This is a genomic window from Nitrospirillum amazonense, from assembly GCF_007828045.1.
GTDB lineage: Bacteria > Pseudomonadota > Alphaproteobacteria > Azospirillales > Azospirillaceae > Nitrospirillum > Nitrospirillum amazonense_C.
Window position 1 is genome coordinate 345,675 of the sequence record NZ_VITN01000004.1, and the last position, 16,504, is coordinate 362,178.

At 67.0% G+C, this 16,504-nt stretch carries 19 protein-coding genes and 1 tRNA gene; 13 read left to right on the forward strand and 7 right to left on the reverse strand.

Going from position 1 to position 16,504, the window contains the following annotated elements; translation table 11 throughout:
- The first annotated feature begins 61 nt into the window (after window positions 1–61).
- Window positions 62–153 (forward strand) — tRNA-Ser (locus FBZ89_RS09185).
- 100 nt (window positions 154–253) lie between these two features.
- Here FBZ89_RS09185 and FBZ89_RS09190 read toward each other — a convergent pair.
- A complete protein-coding gene (locus FBZ89_RS09190; RefSeq protein WP_145749696.1) occupies window positions 254–619 on the reverse strand; it encodes a DUF4180 domain-containing protein in 366 nt (121 codons plus the stop codon).
- A 239-nt stretch (window positions 620–858) separates the two neighbouring features.
- Here FBZ89_RS09190 and FBZ89_RS09195 point away from each other — a divergent pair, with 239 nt between their 5' ends.
- Entirely contained in the window at window positions 859–1,170 is a 312-nt protein-coding gene (locus FBZ89_RS09195) for an alkylphosphonate utilization protein (protein WP_145749697.1), read from the forward strand.
- A gap of 74 nt (window positions 1,171–1,244) precedes the next feature.
- Here the strand turns inward: FBZ89_RS09195 and FBZ89_RS09200 are convergent, their stop codons facing one another.
- From FBZ89_RS09200 to FBZ89_RS09210, 3 genes are all read right to left on the reverse strand, one after another.
- A complete protein-coding gene (locus FBZ89_RS09200; protein ID WP_145749698.1) occupies window positions 1,245–1,838 on the reverse strand; it encodes a helix-turn-helix domain-containing protein in 594 nt (197 codons plus the stop codon).
- 356 nt (window positions 1,839–2,194) lie between these two features.
- Window positions 2,195–2,452 (reverse strand): hypothetical protein, encoded by a 258-nt coding sequence (locus tag FBZ89_RS09205; RefSeq protein ID WP_145749699.1) that lies wholly within the window; start codon window positions 2,450–2,452, stop codon window positions 2,195–2,197.
- Between the two features lie 135 nt (window positions 2,453–2,587).
- Window positions 2,588–4,531: a lytic transglycosylase domain-containing protein gene (locus tag FBZ89_RS09210; protein WP_246172105.1), complete on the reverse strand. Its 1,944-nt coding sequence runs from the start codon at window positions 4,529–4,531 to the stop codon at window positions 2,588–2,590.
- A gap of 117 nt (window positions 4,532–4,648) precedes the next feature.
- Here FBZ89_RS09210 and dapA point away from each other — a divergent pair, with 117 nt between their 5' ends.
- On the forward strand, window positions 4,649–5,542 hold the full coding sequence (gene dapA / locus FBZ89_RS09215) for a 4-hydroxy-tetrahydrodipicolinate synthase (protein WP_145749700.1): 894 nt from the start codon (window positions 4,649–4,651) through the stop codon (window positions 5,540–5,542).
- Between the two features lie 22 nt (window positions 5,543–5,564).
- Window positions 5,565–6,035, forward strand: a complete 471-nt coding sequence (gene smpB, locus FBZ89_RS09220; RefSeq protein ID WP_004272619.1) for an SsrA-binding protein SmpB — start codon at window positions 5,565–5,567, stop codon at window positions 6,033–6,035.
- Between the two features lie 80 nt (window positions 6,036–6,115).
- Here smpB and FBZ89_RS09225 read toward each other — a convergent pair whose 3' ends face one another.
- Together FBZ89_RS09225 and FBZ89_RS09230 are read right to left on the reverse strand one after the other, a co-directional pair.
- Entirely contained in the window at window positions 6,116–6,760 is a 645-nt protein-coding gene (locus tag FBZ89_RS09225) for a uracil-DNA glycosylase (RefSeq protein ID WP_145749701.1), read from the reverse strand.
- A 41-nt stretch (window positions 6,761–6,801) separates the two neighbouring features.
- Window positions 6,802–7,386, reverse strand: coding sequence for a LabA-like NYN domain-containing protein (locus FBZ89_RS09230; protein ID WP_050898188.1), 585 nt, complete (start codon window positions 7,384–7,386; stop codon window positions 6,802–6,804).
- A 296-nt stretch (window positions 7,387–7,682) separates the two neighbouring features.
- On the opposite strand from FBZ89_RS09230, the gene folK reads away from it, so the two are divergent.
- From folK to FBZ89_RS09275, 9 genes are all read left to right on the forward strand, one after another.
- On the forward strand, window positions 7,683–8,174 hold the full coding sequence (gene folK / locus FBZ89_RS09235; RefSeq protein WP_186457267.1) for a 2-amino-4-hydroxy-6-hydroxymethyldihydropteridine diphosphokinase: 492 nt from the start codon (window positions 7,683–7,685) through the stop codon (window positions 8,172–8,174).
- A gap of 174 nt (window positions 8,175–8,348) precedes the next feature.
- Window positions 8,349–8,732: a DNA-directed RNA polymerase subunit omega gene (gene rpoZ / locus FBZ89_RS09240; protein ID WP_040845566.1), complete on the forward strand. Its 384-nt coding sequence runs from the start codon at window positions 8,349–8,351 to the stop codon at window positions 8,730–8,732.
- Window positions 8,733–8,867: 135 nt separating this feature from the next.
- Window positions 8,868–11,048, forward strand: a complete 2,181-nt coding sequence (locus FBZ89_RS09245) for a RelA/SpoT family protein (protein ID WP_145749702.1) — start codon at window positions 8,868–8,870, stop codon at window positions 11,046–11,048.
- A gap of 260 nt (window positions 11,049–11,308) precedes the next feature.
- Window positions 11,309–11,815 (forward strand): DUF2062 domain-containing protein, encoded by a 507-nt coding sequence (locus FBZ89_RS09250; protein WP_186457268.1) that lies wholly within the window; start codon window positions 11,309–11,311, stop codon window positions 11,813–11,815.
- A gap of 1 nt (window position 11,816) precedes the next feature.
- On the forward strand, window positions 11,817–12,584 hold the full coding sequence (locus FBZ89_RS09255) for a pyridoxine 5'-phosphate synthase (protein WP_145749704.1): 768 nt from the start codon (window positions 11,817–11,819) through the stop codon (window positions 12,582–12,584).
- On the forward strand, window positions 12,584–13,051 hold the full coding sequence (gene acpS, locus FBZ89_RS09260) for a holo-ACP synthase (RefSeq protein ID WP_145749705.1): 468 nt from the start codon (window positions 12,584–12,586) through the stop codon (window positions 13,049–13,051). The genes FBZ89_RS09255 and acpS overlap by 1 nt, the downstream gene beginning before the upstream one ends.
- Window positions 13,052–13,109: 58 nt before the next feature.
- Window positions 13,110–13,886 carry a signal peptidase I gene (gene lepB, locus FBZ89_RS09265; protein ID WP_145749706.1) on the forward strand — a complete coding sequence of 259 codons (777 nt, stop codon included), beginning with the start codon at window positions 13,110–13,112 and terminating at the stop codon, window positions 13,884–13,886.
- A 4-nt stretch (window positions 13,887–13,890) separates the two neighbouring features.
- The gene (rnc, locus tag FBZ89_RS09270) at window positions 13,891–14,610 is read left to right on the forward strand and encodes a ribonuclease III (RefSeq protein WP_145749707.1); all 720 of its coding nucleotides are present in this window, start codon (window positions 13,891–13,893) and stop codon (window positions 14,608–14,610) included.
- Between the two features lie 83 nt (window positions 14,611–14,693).
- Window positions 14,694–15,857, forward strand: coding sequence for a M23 family metallopeptidase (locus FBZ89_RS09275; RefSeq protein WP_145749708.1), 1,164 nt, complete (start codon window positions 14,694–14,696; stop codon window positions 15,855–15,857).
- A 241-nt stretch (window positions 15,858–16,098) separates the two neighbouring features.
- Here FBZ89_RS09275 and FBZ89_RS09280 read toward each other — a convergent pair whose 3' ends face one another.
- The gene (locus FBZ89_RS09280) at window positions 16,099–16,470 is read right to left on the reverse strand and encodes a hypothetical protein (RefSeq protein WP_145749709.1); all 372 of its coding nucleotides are present in this window, start codon (window positions 16,468–16,470) and stop codon (window positions 16,099–16,101) included.
- Window positions 16,471–16,504 lie beyond the last annotated feature (34 nt).

Genomic DNA, 16,504 nt, shown 5'->3' on the forward strand with positions numbered 1-16,504 from the left:
TCGTTGACAAGGGGGCCGCCGCCCGAGTACATACGCGAACCGCCGACGACAGTCGGCGGACGGAGGGGTGGCCGAGTGGCTGAAGGCAACGGTTTGCTAAACCGTCGTACCGGGAAACTGGTACCGTGGGTTCGAATCCCATCCCCTCCGCCATCACTTGCCCAGGCCACGTCATGGGCTAAGTGAACGGACAAGCCGCCCCTCGGGGCGGCTTTGTCGTTTCTGGTTCCGGGCACGTAACGATGCCGGCCATTCAAGGCGCCAGCCGCCGTTCCAGGGCCGCCAGATCATCCACGAACCATACGACCTCGCCCCGGTTGGCCTCTTGGATGAAATCGCGCAGGGCCCCGCTGCCGGCCATCCAGGCGCTGACGTCGCCCACGATGACGGGGAGCAGCTGGTAGTTGGCGAACTTCTGAATGATGGCCCCGGCCTGGCCCGTGGCCAGGGCCAGGAAGCCGGCGCCCAAGCGGCCGAGGGGGATGGCCACCACCCGGGCGCCATGCTCCCACGCCAAGCCGATCAGGGGCACGGCGTCCTGGTCGCCGGTCAGCAGCGGCCCCTCCGCCGCGCAGACCAGCACACGCGTGCCCTGGAGGTCCTGGGGAAGATCGCTCATGAGGTGGGGCTCCTGAATGAAGCAATGCCGTTGTGCGAAGCAATGCCGTTGCGCGGCCATTGTAGCACCGGCGGGGCTTTCGGGAGTGACGGCCGCCGGTCCGTCCGCTACCTTCCCCGCGGCGGCATGCCGGCGCCCTGATCCACCGGCCAAGCGATAGGCACACCCACGCTACCGCGCCCGCGCCACCTCGGCGTCCCCGGGTGTCGGCGGTTCATACCCAGAGATTGAGGTTCCTGATGAACAGTTCGGCCGATGAAGAGTTCGTTTACGACGAAGCCAGCGGCGAATGGATTCCGGCCAGCCAGGCGGCGGCGACCGCGGCGGCCACCGCCATTGTCGAGGTGCGGGATTCCGTGGGCAACCTGCTGTCCGACGGCGACAGCGTTACCTTGATCAAGGACCTGAAGGTGAAAGGCGCCAACCAGGTGCTGAAGCGCGGCACGGTCATACGGTCCATCCGCCTGACCGGCGACGCGCAGGAGATCGATTGCCGCCACGACACCATCAAGGGCCTCGTGTTGCGGGCGGAGTTCGTGAAGAAAGGGTAGGGCGGCCCGAATGAAAAAGGGCCCGGAAGGTTTCCCCTCCCGAGCCCTTTTCATTGGTCTCGCTCCGCGTCCGCTTACGGCGGCGTGAGGGTCGACTTGCCGCGCTTCGGGGCCTTGGTCGCCTTGTACATGTCGGCGGGGTCCCACACGGCGCCGCGGCGGCGGCGGGCGGGCTTGGCGTCGCCGCCGGTGTCTTCCACACCGTCGCCGGAGGCAGCGGTGGAGACCGCGGCCGGCGCGGTTTCAGTACCGTCATCGTCATGCGACACGGCGCGCAGCAGGCCGGCGACGCAGTCGGCGATGTCCGCTGGGGCGTTACGCCAGGCGCGCAGCAGGTCCAGGTCGCGGCGCGACAGGAGCGGCGAGCCCTCGTCCGGTGCGCTGAAGGTGGTGGGGGCCGGGCGATCGGCGCCACTCTCCAGGTCGTCGAAGAAGAAGGTCAGCGGCACGTCCAGGATTTCGGCCAGGCGATACAGCTTGCCCACCGAGACGCGGTTGGAACCCCGCTCGTATTTCTGCACCTGCTGGAAGGTGATGCCTAAGGCGCGGGCCAGATCCGACTGGCTCATCCCCAAAAGACCGCGGCGCAAACGGATGCGGCTGGCGACGTGGTTCTCAATCTTGCCTTCAAGTTCGGCAACAACCGTGTTCTTAGTCCTACGGGGCATGGGCACTACTCCAAGTCGATGACGCGCCATCTGAGTTCATCGGATGGGAAGACAGCATAACCTACTAAGGTAGGAAGCCTGAATTGGGGCGAGAGTATGAAGGCGCCTTGGCGCTGACAACTGGCATTGTCTCCCCACACTCAACCTTTCCCCGCTGTTCCTTCTTTAGAGCTGTTTAGCTGATAGAATACAATAGTATTCATCTTTTCGGTCCCCGCAACAATCGTGGACACCGGGGAGAGGCAGTGATGCCAGGGGTATCGCGGCCGAAAAGTTCAGGCGCGGACGGAAATGCGCGCCGACTCGCACCACTGTTCCGTGGACGCCCAAGCCCCGGCGCGTCCTAATCGCGTAGTTTAGGGCAGATTGGCGGCTTCCATTCCCGCTGGCATCCCCGCCGGCGCGGGGACTACGGCGTCCGGCCCGTAAACGGCGAGTTGGGCCTTCAACACATCCAGCAATTCATTGAGGCTGTCGCGGGCGTAATCATCGCGCTGGCGCGCCAGCTCAGTCCGCGTCAGCTGGATGAAGGCATCGACCAGACGATGATGAATGACGGCTGCCCGCAGCAGGGCGGCGGGAAGCGGCTGCGGAGCCAGGGGAACAGAGGCCATGGCGCGTACCTACCGGGGACTGGTTACCCGGGTAGGATATGGCGCCCGTCGTTAATCGCAAGTTAACATTGGGCCTGAGAGTTTCCTCCCTAACCTTTTGCGCGAATTAACCAAAATAGTGTTGCCGATTGGACATCAACCGGCCGTGCCCCGCTTCAAATCGGTGGTCATGGGCATTTGGCGCCCGCCCATGCGGATGCGGTAGACGTGCAGGTTCTCCAGCACGCGCTGGACATAGTTGCGCGTCTCGTAGAAGGGCAGGGTCTCGATCCAGTCCACCGGATCCACCGCCTCGATGCGCGGGTCGCCATAGTCGCGCAGCCAGTTGGCCACCCGGCCGGGGCCGGCGTTGTACGCGGCGATGGCCAGGATGTAGGAGCCGCCGAAGCGGTCCAGCAGATCCTGCAGGAACACGCTGCCCACGCGGATGTTGAAGTCAGGATCGTGGGTCAGCTTGGCGACCGTGTATTTCATGCCCTCGCGCCTGGCCAGCTGCTGCGCCGTGGGCGGCATCAGCTGCATCAGGCCCAAGGCGCCGGCGCCGCTGGCCGCGTCCACCTTGAAGCTGCTTTCCTGACGGATGAGGGCGTGGACCAGTGCCGGCTCCGGCTGGGCCGGCAGGTGGCTGGAGATGATGGGATAGCCCGCGTCGGCCAGCACGATGCCCTTGTTCAGCGACAGCCGGCTGATGCCCACGCCAAGGTCGCGGCGGTGCATTTCCAGCGCCGCCTTGGCCACCAGCACGAAGTCGTCCGGCGTCTTGGCATCCTGCGACAGCTTGCGCAGGAACAGGTCGACGCGGTCGTCGTCCTCGCTAAGAACCTTGTCCAGCAGGCGCGCGGCGCGCGCCAACTCGTTCTTTTCGAACTTGGCGCGGGCGTCGGCCGAGGGCGTGGGGGCGATGGGGATGGCTTCCGCCTGGCCCAGCTTTTCCTGCGCCATCATGCCGTAGAAGGTGCTGCCGTAGCGGGCGCCCAGCTCATACCACTGGCGGGCGCGTTCCGGGTTGCCCAGCTTCTCGCAGGCGCGGCCGGCCCAATAGGCCCCGCGCGACTGCCCGACGGGCGAAGACACGCCCTCATACAGGCGGGTGAAATGCTCCAGCGCCTGTTCCGGCTTGTTCAGGAACTGCAGCGACAGCCAGCCGGCCAGGAACTCCGCCTGGATGAAGCCCAGGCCGTCGGTCACGCCATGGTTGGCCGCCAGGCGATAGGCGCGCTGCATCTGCCCCTGGTCCATCAGGTGGCGCGCCAGGATGTGGCGTTCCGTCCACCAGGCCTCGGGATGGCTTAGGTCTTTCCCGGCGTCCTTGGGCAGATTTTCCACAATCTCCAGCGCGCTTGCGTCCATCTCCTTGCGCCGGCGCCAGCGCAGCCGCTCATAGGTGATGCCGGGCTCGCTCATCAGCGGGGCGGGCACCTGCTGCAGCAGGCGCTCCACACCCGGGTCCAGGTCGGCCATGGCCAGGCGGGCCAGGGCCACGGCCTGGTGGCCCGGATCGACGATGGGCAGCATGCGCCGCGCGTCTTCCTCGTCGTTCTCCCACAGCAGGCGGTCCAGGCGGGCCCAATGGTCGGCGGGGCGCAAGATGGCCACGTACTTGGTGCGGAACGTCCGCTCGTCCACCACGCCGAAGTTGCCCTTGATGTAGCGCTCGCGGATCAGGGCGATGGCCCTCTCGCTGTCGCCCAGGTTCAGCAGGCTGTCGGCGTAGCGGGTGAAGCCGGTGGTGGTCAGGGGCGGGTGCTTGTCGAACCAGTCGCGCGTCGGCGTGTCGCCGAAATTGGGCATGCGGATTTCGGCGTTGCGGCGCAGGGCCGCCAGGCCGGGCCAGTCGGGGTTCTTGTCGATGAAGTCCGTCAGATCCTGGAAGCTGGCGTCGGTGTCGGCGCGGACGAGATCCATCCAGGTCAGGACCTTGTCGGCCAGCGGGTCATGCCCGCGCTCGGCCAGCTTGTGGGCGTCGGCCCACTTGCCCCTGTCGGCCGCCTTGAAGGCGGCGCGGTAGGTGTTGATATCGCTGGAGGACTGGGCCATGGCCGCCATCGGTGCGCACAGCAGGGAAAGCGGCAGGATCAAGGCCGCCAGCCCCCGCCGGAACGGGGGCCAGGGGGCCTTTTCTCGTCGCTTGTCACCCAGGTGCCGGGCCGCTAAGGTTCGCGCCTTTCGGGTCGAATGCCCACGGAGATTGCAGAGATGACCACCGCCACGCCCGCCCTCGCCGGTTCCCTCGTCGCCCTGATCACGCCGTTCGCCGACGGTAAAGTGGACGAGCGCGCTTTCCAGGCCCTGGTGGACTGGCAAGTGAAAGAGGGCACGCACGGCCTGGTCCCCTGCGGCACCACCGGCGAGTCGCCAACGCTGAGCCATGAGGAGCACCGCCGCCTGGTCGAGTTGTGTGTCGAGGTGGCGGACCGCCGCGTCCCCGTGGTCGCCGGCACCGGCAGCAACTCCACCGCCGAGGCCATCAGCCTGACCAGGCACGCCAAGGCCGTGGGCGCCGACGCCGCCCTGGTGGTGACGCCTTACTACAACAAGCCGACGCAAGAAGGTCTCTACCAGCATTTCAAAGCCATCCATGATGCGGCCGACCTGCCCATCATCATTTATAACATTCCCGGCCGCAGCGTGATCGACATGTCGATCGCCACCATGGCCCGCCTCGCGGCGTTGCCTAACATCGTTGGCGTGAAGGACGCCACCGCTGATTTGGTGCGGCCGTTGCGCACACGGGTCGAGTTGGGCGCCGACTTCATCCAGCTGTCGGGTGAGGACGCCACCGCCACGGCCTTTCTGGCGCAGGGCGGCGTCGGCTGCATCTCCGTCACGGCCAACGTGGCGCCGCGCCTATGCGCCGAGATGCAGAACGCCTGGGTGCGCGGCGACTTGGCGGAAATGGCCCGCATCCGCGACCTGCTGATGCCGCTGCACCACGCCATGTTCGTGGAGACCAGCCCGGCGCCGGTGAAGTACGCCGCCAGCCTGCTGGGCCTGTGCCGTCCGGAACTGCGCCTGCCGCTGGTCGAAACCACGCCGGCGACTCAGGAGCTGGTGCGCGCGGCCCTGGTCCACGCCGGCCTGCTGAGCTGAGGGAAGGGGCCGGATAGCCGCCATGGCACGTGCCGACGAACATAAATACGCCGCGCAAAATCGGCGCGCCCGCTTCGATTTTTTCATTACCGAAACGATCGAGGCGGGCATCATGCTGACCGGGACGGAGGTCAAGTCGCTGCGCGCCGGCCGGGTCAGCATCGCCGAGTCCTACGCCGGCGAGCGGGATGGGGAGCTGTACCTGATCAACGCCCATTTCCCGGAGTACCAGCTGGCCGGCCGCTTCTTCCAGCATGAGCCCAAACGGGCGCGCAAGCTGCTGGTCCGCCGTCGTGAGATGGACAAGCTGTTCGCCTCCATCCGCCGCGACGGCGTCACCCTGATTCCGCTGTCGATCTATTTCAACGACCGCGGCTATGCCAAGGTCGAGATCGGCGTGGCCAAGGGCAAGAAGAAGGGCGACAAGCGCGAGGCGGAGAAGGAACGCGACTGGCAGCGCGACAAGGCGCGCCTGATGCGGGCCAAGGGCTGAAGCATTCATTGTTTGGAAAGCGGGAAGGGTTTGAAATGGGGAAGGCCGGGGCGTTGCTCCGGCCTTTTGCACTGGGGGGCTTAGGCGCCCAGGTATTGGCGCACCGCCTTGAACACGTCCTCGAACATGGTGTCGGTCAGGCGGCCGGTGTTGGTGTTGTAGCGGGAGCAGTGATAGCTGTCGAACAGCGTCACCCCGCCGCCCAGGTCGTGCCGGGCGCCGTGGCCGAAGGGGTGGGCCGCCTGGCGCAGGCCGAAGGTGCGGATGACGCTGGTGTGGGAGACGGAGCCCAGGGCCACCACGGCCTTGAGCCTGGTCATCGCCTCCAGTTCCGCCACCAGGAAGGGGCGGCAGGTGTGCGATTCTTCCGGCGTGGGCTTGTTCTCGGGCGGCACGCAGCGGACGGCGTTGGTGATGCGCGCGTCGATCAGGGTCAGGCCGTCATCCGGCCGCTCCAGATACTGGCCCGTGGCGAAGCCGAACTTCAGCAGGGTGGCGTACAGCAGGTCGCCGGCATAGTCGCCCGTGAAGGGGCGGCCGCTGAAGTTGGCGCCGCGCAGGCCGGGGGCCAGACCCACCACCAGCAAGCGGGCGTCCAGGCCGCCGAAGGATGGCACCGGCCCGTTGAATTTGTCAGGAAAGGCCGCGCGGTTGCGCAGGCGATAATCCACCAACCGGGGGCATAAGGGGCAATCATGCCCCGGCGGTGTCAGGTTCTGGGTCATGGGATATGGGCGCCCGTTACGTGTCGTGTAGGCGCCGGATATCATTCCATCGGCGTGGTGTCGATAAGCTGCGCGTGCTCCACCGGCGGCCGTGGGGCGTGGGCGCGGGCGATGTCGGGCGCCAGATCCATCAGCTCGATGAAATTGTCGGCCTGGCGGCGCAACTCGTCGGCGATCATGGGTGGGGTGGAGCGCACGGTGCTGATAACCGAGACGCGCACGCCCTTGCGCTGCACCGCCTCCACCAGGCGGCGAAAGTCGCCGTCGCCGGAAAACAGCATGATGTGGTCTAAATGCTGCGCCATTTCCATGACATCGATGGCCAGCTCGATGTCCATGTTGCCCTTGATCTTCCGGCGACCGGATGCGTCGGTGTATTCCTTGGTTGGCTTCGTGACCATGGTATAACCATTATAGTCCAGCCAGTCGACCAGCGGGCGAATCGGCGAATATTCCTGGTCTTCAACCAGCGCGGTATAATAGAAAGCGCGAATCAGCCGCCCGCGTTTCCCACAAAAATTCAACAAACGCTTATAGTCGATATCAAAATTTAATGCGCGTGCAGCAGCGAATAGATTGGCGCCATCGATGAAGAGGGCGAGGCGTTCCTCCGGATAATGCAACATTTTATATTCCTTTGAATATTATTTGGGAGAGTAATGCGGCGGATACAATTATCGGTAGCGTGCCGTCTTTATGGCGCGCTGACAAGCGCCTACATAAAGTGAATGGGTTAACGCGTTCAAGCGAGATATGGTCGCAGCCGGTGTATTTAAAGCCACATCTGCCTTTTGGGGATGTCGCGCCCAAGGGCGGGCACGGTATTTAGGCCTTAAGGGTAATGCCGGCGTCCCCCCGCGCGATACGCACCCTGAGGGGCGTGGCGCAGGGGGGGCGTAGGGGTGTGGTAGAGGGACGGTGAATGATTCTGGTGGGCGTGGGATCTAACCTGTCGGTTCCCGGCGTCGGCGGCCCACGCGATGTCGTGGCCGCGGCGGTGCGTGCGCTGGCTGGCGAAGGGGTGACGGTGGGGGCGGTGTCGCCATGGTACCGCAGCGCCCCGGTGCCCATGTCCGATCAGCCCTGGTACGTCAATGGCGTGGTGCGGGTGGAAACAGGCCTGGACGCCCCCGCGCTGCTGGCCGTCCTGCACCGGGTGGAGGCCGCGTTCGGCCGGGTGCGGCGGCTGGTGAACGAGGCGCGGGGGCTGGACCTGGATCTGCTGGCCTACCACGACCACGTTCGGGCGGCGGCGCCGGTGCTGCCCCATCCCCGCCTGCACCAGCGCGCCTTCGTGCTGTTGCCGCTGCGCGACCTGGCGCCCGGGTGGCGGCACCCGGTGACGGGGATGGACGTGGCAAGCCTGGTGGCGTGCCTGCCGCCGGGCCAGGTGACGGAGCGCATCGACGACTAGGTGGAGGGCGGGGGGCAAGCCCTTTCCCCGGCCATTCCTCACCACCGAAACGCAGGAATGCGGCGGATCGGGCGTCGCCTTCCTTGCAACCGTGAAAACAGGTCCTTATAACTACGGGATGGTGTTCGGTGCCCCTATTCCCGGCACCCGTTTCGTTGTTGGAGTGAGCAAGGTATGGCCCGCGTTACCGTTGAAGATTGCGTCCTGAAGGTTCCGAACCGGTTCGAGCTGGTGATGATGGCGGCCCAGCGGGCGCGGGACGTGGCGGCTGGCGCGCCGCTGTCGGTCGATCGCGACAACGACAAGAACCCAGTCGTCGCCCTGCGCGAGATCGCGGACGAGACGGTGGTGCTGGACAGCCTGAAGAACTCCCTGATCAAGGGGCATCAGCGCGTCCAGGAGCAGGACGAGCCCGAGGAAGAGATCATCGAGCTGATGGCCGGTGAGCAAGCCTGGGCCGTGCAGGGCGCCGCCGGCGAGGATGACGACCTGGGGGCTGAGGATGCCGCCGAGGATGCGGCGCAGGGTGACGACCTCGGCGACGACGAGGGCCTCTGAGCCGGTGGTGGGGCAGGCCGTGGGTAAGCGACCCGTCCCCCTTGGCTATTTTTTCATGGATAGCGCCCTGAACGGCCGTGCCGCGCCCGCCGCGGCCCGCCGTGCGCACCAGGCCTGGGGCCGGGCAGGGCATCCATGATGCGCCAGTATGAACTGGTTGAGCGGGTCCGCTCCTACGATCCCAACGCGGACGAGGACAAGCTCAATCGCGCCTACGTCTTCTCCATGAAGGCGCACGGGTCGCAGAAGCGCGCGTCGGGCGACCCCTATTTTTCCCACCCGCTGGAGGTTGCGGGGCTGCTGACCCAGCTGAAGCTGGACGGCGCCTCAATCATCACGGCATTGCTGCACGACACGGTCGAGGACACGCTGACCACCTTGGACGAGGTGCAGCGCCTGTTCGGGCCGGAGATCGCGCGCCTGGTGGATGGCGTGACCAAGCTGTCGCGCATCGAGCTGCAGAACCTGGAAAGCGACCAGTCCAAGCAGGCGGAGAACTTCCGCAAGCTGGTGCTGGCGATGTCGGAAGACATCCGCGTCCTGCTGGTGAAGCTGGCCGACCGCCTGCACAACATGCAGACGCTGCACTACCTGTCCAAGCCGGAGAAGCGCAAGCGCATCGCCCGCGAGACGCTGGAGATCTACGCGCCCCTGGCCGAGCGCATCGGCATCCAGCGCTGGAAGGACCAGCTGGAAGAGCTGTCGTTCAAGGAACTGAACCCGGACGCCTACGACAGCATCACCAAGCGCCTGCAGGATTTGGAAGAGCAGGGTGCGGGCCGCGTCGATCGCATCATCACCGAACTGGTGGACACCCTGCACGAGAACGGCCTGCCCCAGGCCACTGTGTCGGGCCGGCGCAAGGCGCCCTATTCCATCTGGCGCAAGATGCAGCGCAAGAACGTGACGTTCGAGCAGCTGTCCGACGTCATGGCCTTCCGCATCACCGTCGAATCCATCGAGCAGTGCTACCAGGCGCTGGGCGTCATCCACGCCCGCTACCCGGTGGTGCCGGGGCGCTTCAAGGACTACGTCTCCACGCCCAAGCCCAACGGTTACCGCTCGCTGCACACCACCGTCATCGGCCCGGAGCGCCAGCGCATCGAGGTGCAGATCCGCACCACCGAGATGCACGAGGTTTCCGAGCTGGGTGTCGCCGCCCACTGGGCCTACAAGTCGGATGGCAGCAGCCAGCCCAAGACCGAGGGGCGGCAATACCGCTGGCTGCGCGAGCTGCTGGACATCCTGGAGCATGCGGTCCGGCCGGAAGAGTTCCTGGAGCACACCAAGCTGGAACTGTTCCAGGACCAGGTGTTCTGCTTCACGCCCAAGGGCGACCTGATCGCCCTGCCGCGCGGCGCCACGCCGGTGGACTTCGCCTATGCCGTGCACAGCCAGATCGGTGACACCTGCGTTGGCGCCAAGATCAACGGCCGCATCCAGCCGCTGCGCAGCCAGTTGCAGAACGGCGATCAGGTCGAGGTCGTCACCAGCAAGGCGCAAACGCCGTCGCCGGACTGGGAAAACTTCGTCGTCACGGGCAAGGCCCGCGCCCGCATCCGCCGCTACATCCGCACCCAGCAGCGCGCTCAGCATATCGAGCTGGGCCGGGCCATGGTGCAGAAGATCTTCCGGCAGGAAGGCTACGACTATTCCGACAAGGCGCTGGAAGGCGTCCTCAAGATCTTCCAGTACCAGTCCGCCGATGACCTGATCGCCGCCATCGGTGCCGGCCTGGCCGGCGCCCGCGACGTTTTCAACGCCGTCTTCCCAGGGCACAAGGTGGTGCAGCAGGTCACGCCGGACGAGAAGATCGTTCAGCTGACCCGCGGCAAGACCAGCAGGCCCAAGGGCAAGGACAGCCCGCTACCCATCAAGGGCCTGATCCCGGGCATGGCCGTGCACTACGCCCGCTGCTGCCACCCCCTGCCGGGTGATCGCATCGTCGGCATCGTCACCACCGGCAAGGGCGTCACCATCCACACCATCGACTGCGAGACGCTGGAAAGCTTCCACGACAGCCCGGAACGGTGGATCGACGTCTCCTGGGACAACGAGGCCGATGGTGCGGACGAGAAGGTGGGCCGCATCACCGTGGTGGTGGCGAACGAGCCGGGCAGCCTGGGCACCGTGTCCACGGTGATCGGCAAGAACGGCGGCAACATCACCAATCTGAAGATCACCCACCGCACGACCGACTTTTTCGAGATGTTGATCGATATCGACGTGCATGACGTGAAACATCTGACCAATATCATCGCCGCGCTGCGGGCCACGCCGGTCATCAATTCCGTTGACCGGGCGCGGGGCCGCTGACGCGGTGGCCCCAGACGTGGTGCTAGGGGACGCCGTGCCAGGGATGGACATAGGGGAGGAACCGGTCGGTCCGCGGGGCGTGCGGCACGACCGGCCTAGACGAAGGTCATACGGCGCTGGCGTGGCGGCGTGCCCAGGTCTAGAACAGTGCAAGTTTGTCGGGGGGCCGACACCCATCGCCCAGAGACTCACCCAGGGGCAGCAGGCTTATGTTCCGCCGTCGTGAAAAAAGGCCGTTCGCCGAAGCTGTGAAGCAGACCTTGTGGCCCCGTATGGGCTGGCGCCGCGCCGGCCGCTATTGGATGCACCGCATCGGCCGCGTGCCCGGCACGCCCTATGGCATCTCCGCCGGGTTCGCCAGCGGTGTCGCCATGGCCATGACGCCCTTCATGGGGGTGCACTTCCCCCTGTCCATCGGTCTGGCCTGGATGCTGCGCGGTTCCATCGCGGCCTCGCTGCTGGGCACGCTGTTCGGCAACCCGGTGACCTGGCCCTTCATCTGGCTGGCGACCTACCGTTTGGGCTGCTTCGTCCTGCACATGCACCCCGGCCACGGCCCCATGGAGCTGTCGTGGAGCGTACTGCGCCACAGCGCCTGGCAGGTGGTGGCGCCCATGACCGTTGGCGGCTTCCTGTCCGCCGCCCTGACCTGGCCCCTGGTTTTCCTGGTGCTGCGCCCCCTGATCGCGCGCTACAAGCACCACCGCATCGCCGCCAGCCATCATCACCCGGTTCTGGGCCATGAGCCCAAGCCGGCCGGAGATTGACATGACGTCTGAAACCCAGAGCCAGCGCTTGCGCCTGGGCGTCAACATCGACCACGTGGCCACCATCCGCAACGCCCGTGGCGGCGTCCACCCCGACGTGCTGCGCGCCGCCCACCTGGCGGCCGACGCCGGTGCCGACGGCATCACCGCCCATCTGCGTGAAGACCGCCGCCACATCCGCGACAGCGATATCGACCGCCTGATGTCGGAAATCTCGCTGCCCCTGAACCTGGAGATGGCGGCGACGGAGGAGATGCTGGCCATCGCGCTGCGCCACCGCCCGCACGCCGCCTGCCTGGTGCCGGAGCGCCGGCAGGAGCGGACGACCGAGGGTGGGCTGGACGTGGCGGGCGGCTATGACCACCTGGCCCCCATCGTCGGTCGCCTGAACGACGCCGGCGTGCGCGTGTCGCTGTTCATCGCGCCGGACCGGGCGCAGCTGGACGCGGCCAAGCGCATCGGCGCCCCGGTGGTGGAACTGCACACCGGCCGCTACGCCGATGCCGAGACCACCGCCGAGCTTGAGACCGAATTGGCGCGCCTGACCGAGGCCGCCGCCCATGCCGGCCAGATCGGCCTGGAGTGCCATGCCGGCCACGGCCTGCGCTTCGACAATGTGGTGCCGGTCGCAGCGCTCCCGCAGGTGCGGGAGCTGAACATCGGCCACTTCCTGGTGGGCGAGGCGGTGTTCGTCGGGCTGGAGACCGCCATCCGCCAGATGCGGGCGCTGATGGACCAGGCCCGTCCCGCCGGGACCGGGACGCCATAATGTCCGTCGGCGCTTTTCAGCCTGGCAGCGTCATCCTGGGCATCGGCAACGACCTGATCGACATCACCCGCATCGAGAAGACCCTGGCGCGGTTCGGCCAGCGCTTCGTCGAGCGGGTCTTCACCGACGTGGAACAGGCGAAATCCGACCGCCGCGCCAAGTCCAACGGCCGCGCCGCCAGCTATGCCAAGCGCTACGCCGCCAAGGAGGCCTGTTCCAAGGCGCTGGGAACGGGTTTCCGCGAGGGCGTGTTCCACAAGGACATGGGCGTCGTCAACCTGCCCAGCGGGCAGCCGACACTATGTCTCACCGGTGGCGCCCTGGAGAGGTTGCGGGCGATGACGCCGCCGGGCATGGTGGCGCAGATTCATCTGACGCTGACGGATGAGCCGCCCATGGCGGAGGCCTTCGTCATCATCACGGCGACGCCGGCCCCGGCCGATGGCGCCGCCAACGGTATCGCTTGAAAATCCCGGTGGGCCCGCTAGATCGGTGCCACCCACTCTCACGAGGTTGTTTCGTTCCATGAGCCAGCAGAATGATCGCGTCAGCCGCGCGGCCCCCCAGCCCCAGGCGGAAAGCTGGGGCGATGTGGTGCGGACCGTCATCTACGCCCTGATCATCGCGCTGGGCGTGCGGACGGTGGCGTTCGAGCCGTTCAACATCCCCTCGGGCTCCATGATCCCGACGCTGCTCATCGGCGACTACGTCTTCGTGTCCAAGTTCAGCTACGGCTACAGCCGCTTCTCGCTGCCGCTGGGGCTGCCGCTGTTTCACGGCCGCATCTTCGGCAGCGTGCCGGAGCGGGGGGACGTGGTGGTCTTCCGCCTGCCCACGGATACCAGCCAGGACTACATCAAGCGCGTCATCGGCCTGCCCGGCGACCGCATCCAGATGATCGACGGCATCCTGCACATCAATGGCGAGCCGGTGAAGCGCGAGCGGGTCGAGGATTACACCATGGAGACGCCGTTCGGCCGCCAGAGCGCCGTGCCGCGCTACATCGAGACCCTGCCCAACGGCGTGAAGCACACCATCATCGAGATCATGGGCGACGACGGCGGGCTGGACAACACACCCGTCTACACCGTGCCCGAGGGCCACATCTTCTGCATGGGCGACAACCGCGACAACAGCCAGGACAGCCGCGTCCTGAACGTCGTCGGCTACGTCCCGCTGGAGAACGTGGTGGGCAAGGCCCAGTTCAAGTTCTTCTCGCTGGAGGAGGGCGTGCACTTCTGGGAAATCTGGAAGTGGCCGACATCCATCCGCTTCGGCCAGATCTTCAGCAAGGCGCACTGACGCCATGGCCACGTCCGCTGGCCCGCTGGACACCGGCGGCGCCGACATCGCCACCCTGGCCGAGGCCCTGGGACACACCTTCACCGAGGCCCGCCACCTGCTGGAGGCGGTGACCCACCCCAGCGTGGCCGGCATCGGGCGCGGCCCCCGTGCCGCCACCGGCCATTATGAGCGGCTGGAGTTCCTGGGGGACCGGGTGCTGGGCCTGGTGATCGCCCAGTGGCTGCTGGAACGCTTCCCCGAGGAGAACGAGGGCGGCCTGGCCAAGCGCCACACCGCCCTGGTGCGGGCCGAAGCCCTGGCGGGGGTGGCGGAGACCCTGGACCTGGGCCGCTACCTGCGCCTGGCCCCGGGCGAGTCGGACGCGGGCGGGCGTACCAAGCCCGCCATCCTGGCGGATGCGTGCGAGGCGGTGATCGGCGCCCTGTATCTGGACGGCGGCCTGGACGTGGCCGGCGCCTTCATCCGCAAGCATTGGGCCGGCCGCATCGACGCCGCCGAGCAGCCGCCGGTGGAACCCAAGACCGCCCTGCAGGAATGGGCCCTGGCCCGGGGCCTGCCCCTGCCGGTCTATGAGCAGGTGGGGCGTACCGGCCTGGACCATGAGCCCGTATTCACCGTGCGCGTGGCCGTGCAGGGCAAGGGCAGCGAGGCCGCCAGCGGCCCATCCAAGCGTGCCGCCGAGAAGGCCGCCGCGCTGGAGATGCTGAAGCGGTTGGGTTGAGCCCGCGGGCGATTGACGACAGGCGGTTGACGGCGACGCGTTGTGCGGCATCCTGCGGGTGTTCCACCCCGTCAGGAGCCGCCATGCTTCGCCGCCGTCTCGCCCAGATCCTTGTCGCCAGCGGTTTTCTGGCCGCCGCCTTCGGCGCCAGGGCGGAGCCTGATACCCATTCCATCACCCCCCTGGACATCCGGATCTTGCGCCCGGCCAGCGTGGTGCCGGCCACGGACGGCCGCCATCTGGTGTTCGAGGCGCTGATCAGCAATTTCTCCCCCGTGCCCATGACGTTGGCGGCCGTGCGGCTGGGCACGGCGGCACAACCGGCCGCCCTGGCGCGATTCGAGGGCGCGGCCCTGACGGATCTGCTGTCGCGGCCCGGGCGGGCGGGCGGTGACGGCCAGCCGCCGGTGACGGTCATACAGGGCAATACCTTCGCTGCCGCCCTGTTCGACGTGCATCTTGGCGATGATGCCGAGGTAGGGGATCTGCGGCTGGCGCTCACCATCGCGCCGTTCAAGCCCGGCCTGCCCGAGTCCACGCTGAACACGGCGGTCGCCGTCCCAGTGGACCGGGCGCCGCCGGTCGTCGTCTCCGCCCCCGTCGCCGGCACGGGGTGGGTGGCCTTCAACGGCCTGTCCGCCGCCTCCATACACCGGACCACCGTGATGGTGGTGGACGGGCAGGCGCGGGTGCCGGAACGCTATGCCATCGACTTCATGAGGCTGACAGGGGATGGGCGGGAGTTCGGCGGGGACCAGGCGCGCAACGAGTCCTGGCCCAGCTATGGCCAGGCGGTGCTGGCCGTGGCCGATGGCGTCGTCGAGAGTGTGCGCGACGGGTTTCCGGATAATGTGCCCGGCCGGCCGCCGGCACAGAAGGTCACGCTGGACACCATAGCCGGCAACCAGGTGACCCTGCGTATGAAAGGGGGCGCGTACGCCTTCTATGCCCATCTCATCCCGGGCAGCATCCCCGTGCGCCCGGGCCAGGCCGTGCACAAGGGCGAGGTGCTGGGCCGGCTGGGCAACTCCGGTCAATCCGACGCCCCCCACCTGCATTTCCAGGTGGGGGATAGTGGGCATATCGCCGCCACCGACGGCCTGCCGTTCGTCTTCGATGCCTTCACCCTGCTGGGCGTGGTGGCCGATACGGCCGCCGCCGACGCGGGCGGCGCCTGGACGGCAAGCCAGACGCCCCAATCACGCCACGGGCAGTTACCGGCGGAAAACGCGGTCACCGGCTTCTGAGGGGCCCTCATCAGAGGTCCTCGTGCGCGCCGGCCTCGCCACGCAGCCAATAGCCGGGTGCTTGGGTTCCTCCAGCACATACGCGCGCGGGGCCTGGGCCACGGGTGGCCTCGGCGGCGATCCAGACATGGCCGTCGCCGGCCCTCTGGAACCCCGCCCTCTGGATCGCCGCTCTCTGGATCGCCGCCCTCTGGGGTGACGAGGAACCCGCCTTCGAACAGCGCCGCCGATCTCCACATAGTCATCGCCCAACCCACCACACCCAGAAGAAGGCCGCCGCGAGCACCGCCTCCGCGATGACTGAACGAAAGATGCCGGCGCTGACGCGTCGGGTCAGAAAGTCGAACAGTCCCAGGCACGAGAGCAGCGCGATCGCCCCGCCTGCGATCAGACAAACCGCCGAGCGCAGTTCCGACGGGGCTGCGGCTCGACCGAGGAAGAACACGAGGGCGAGGGCCAGATAGATTGCGCCCATCCTGCGGAGCAAAATTATCGAGCCCGCCGTCGCCTCGACCCCCCACTCCTTGAGCACGGAAACGCCGGCGAAGATGAAACGCAGGCCGAGAAGGCAGCCGCCGAATGCCATGACAAGCGCCATGATTTGAAATGTCATTGCCGGTCTCCCACGCGCCTTGGTGACTTTGCGC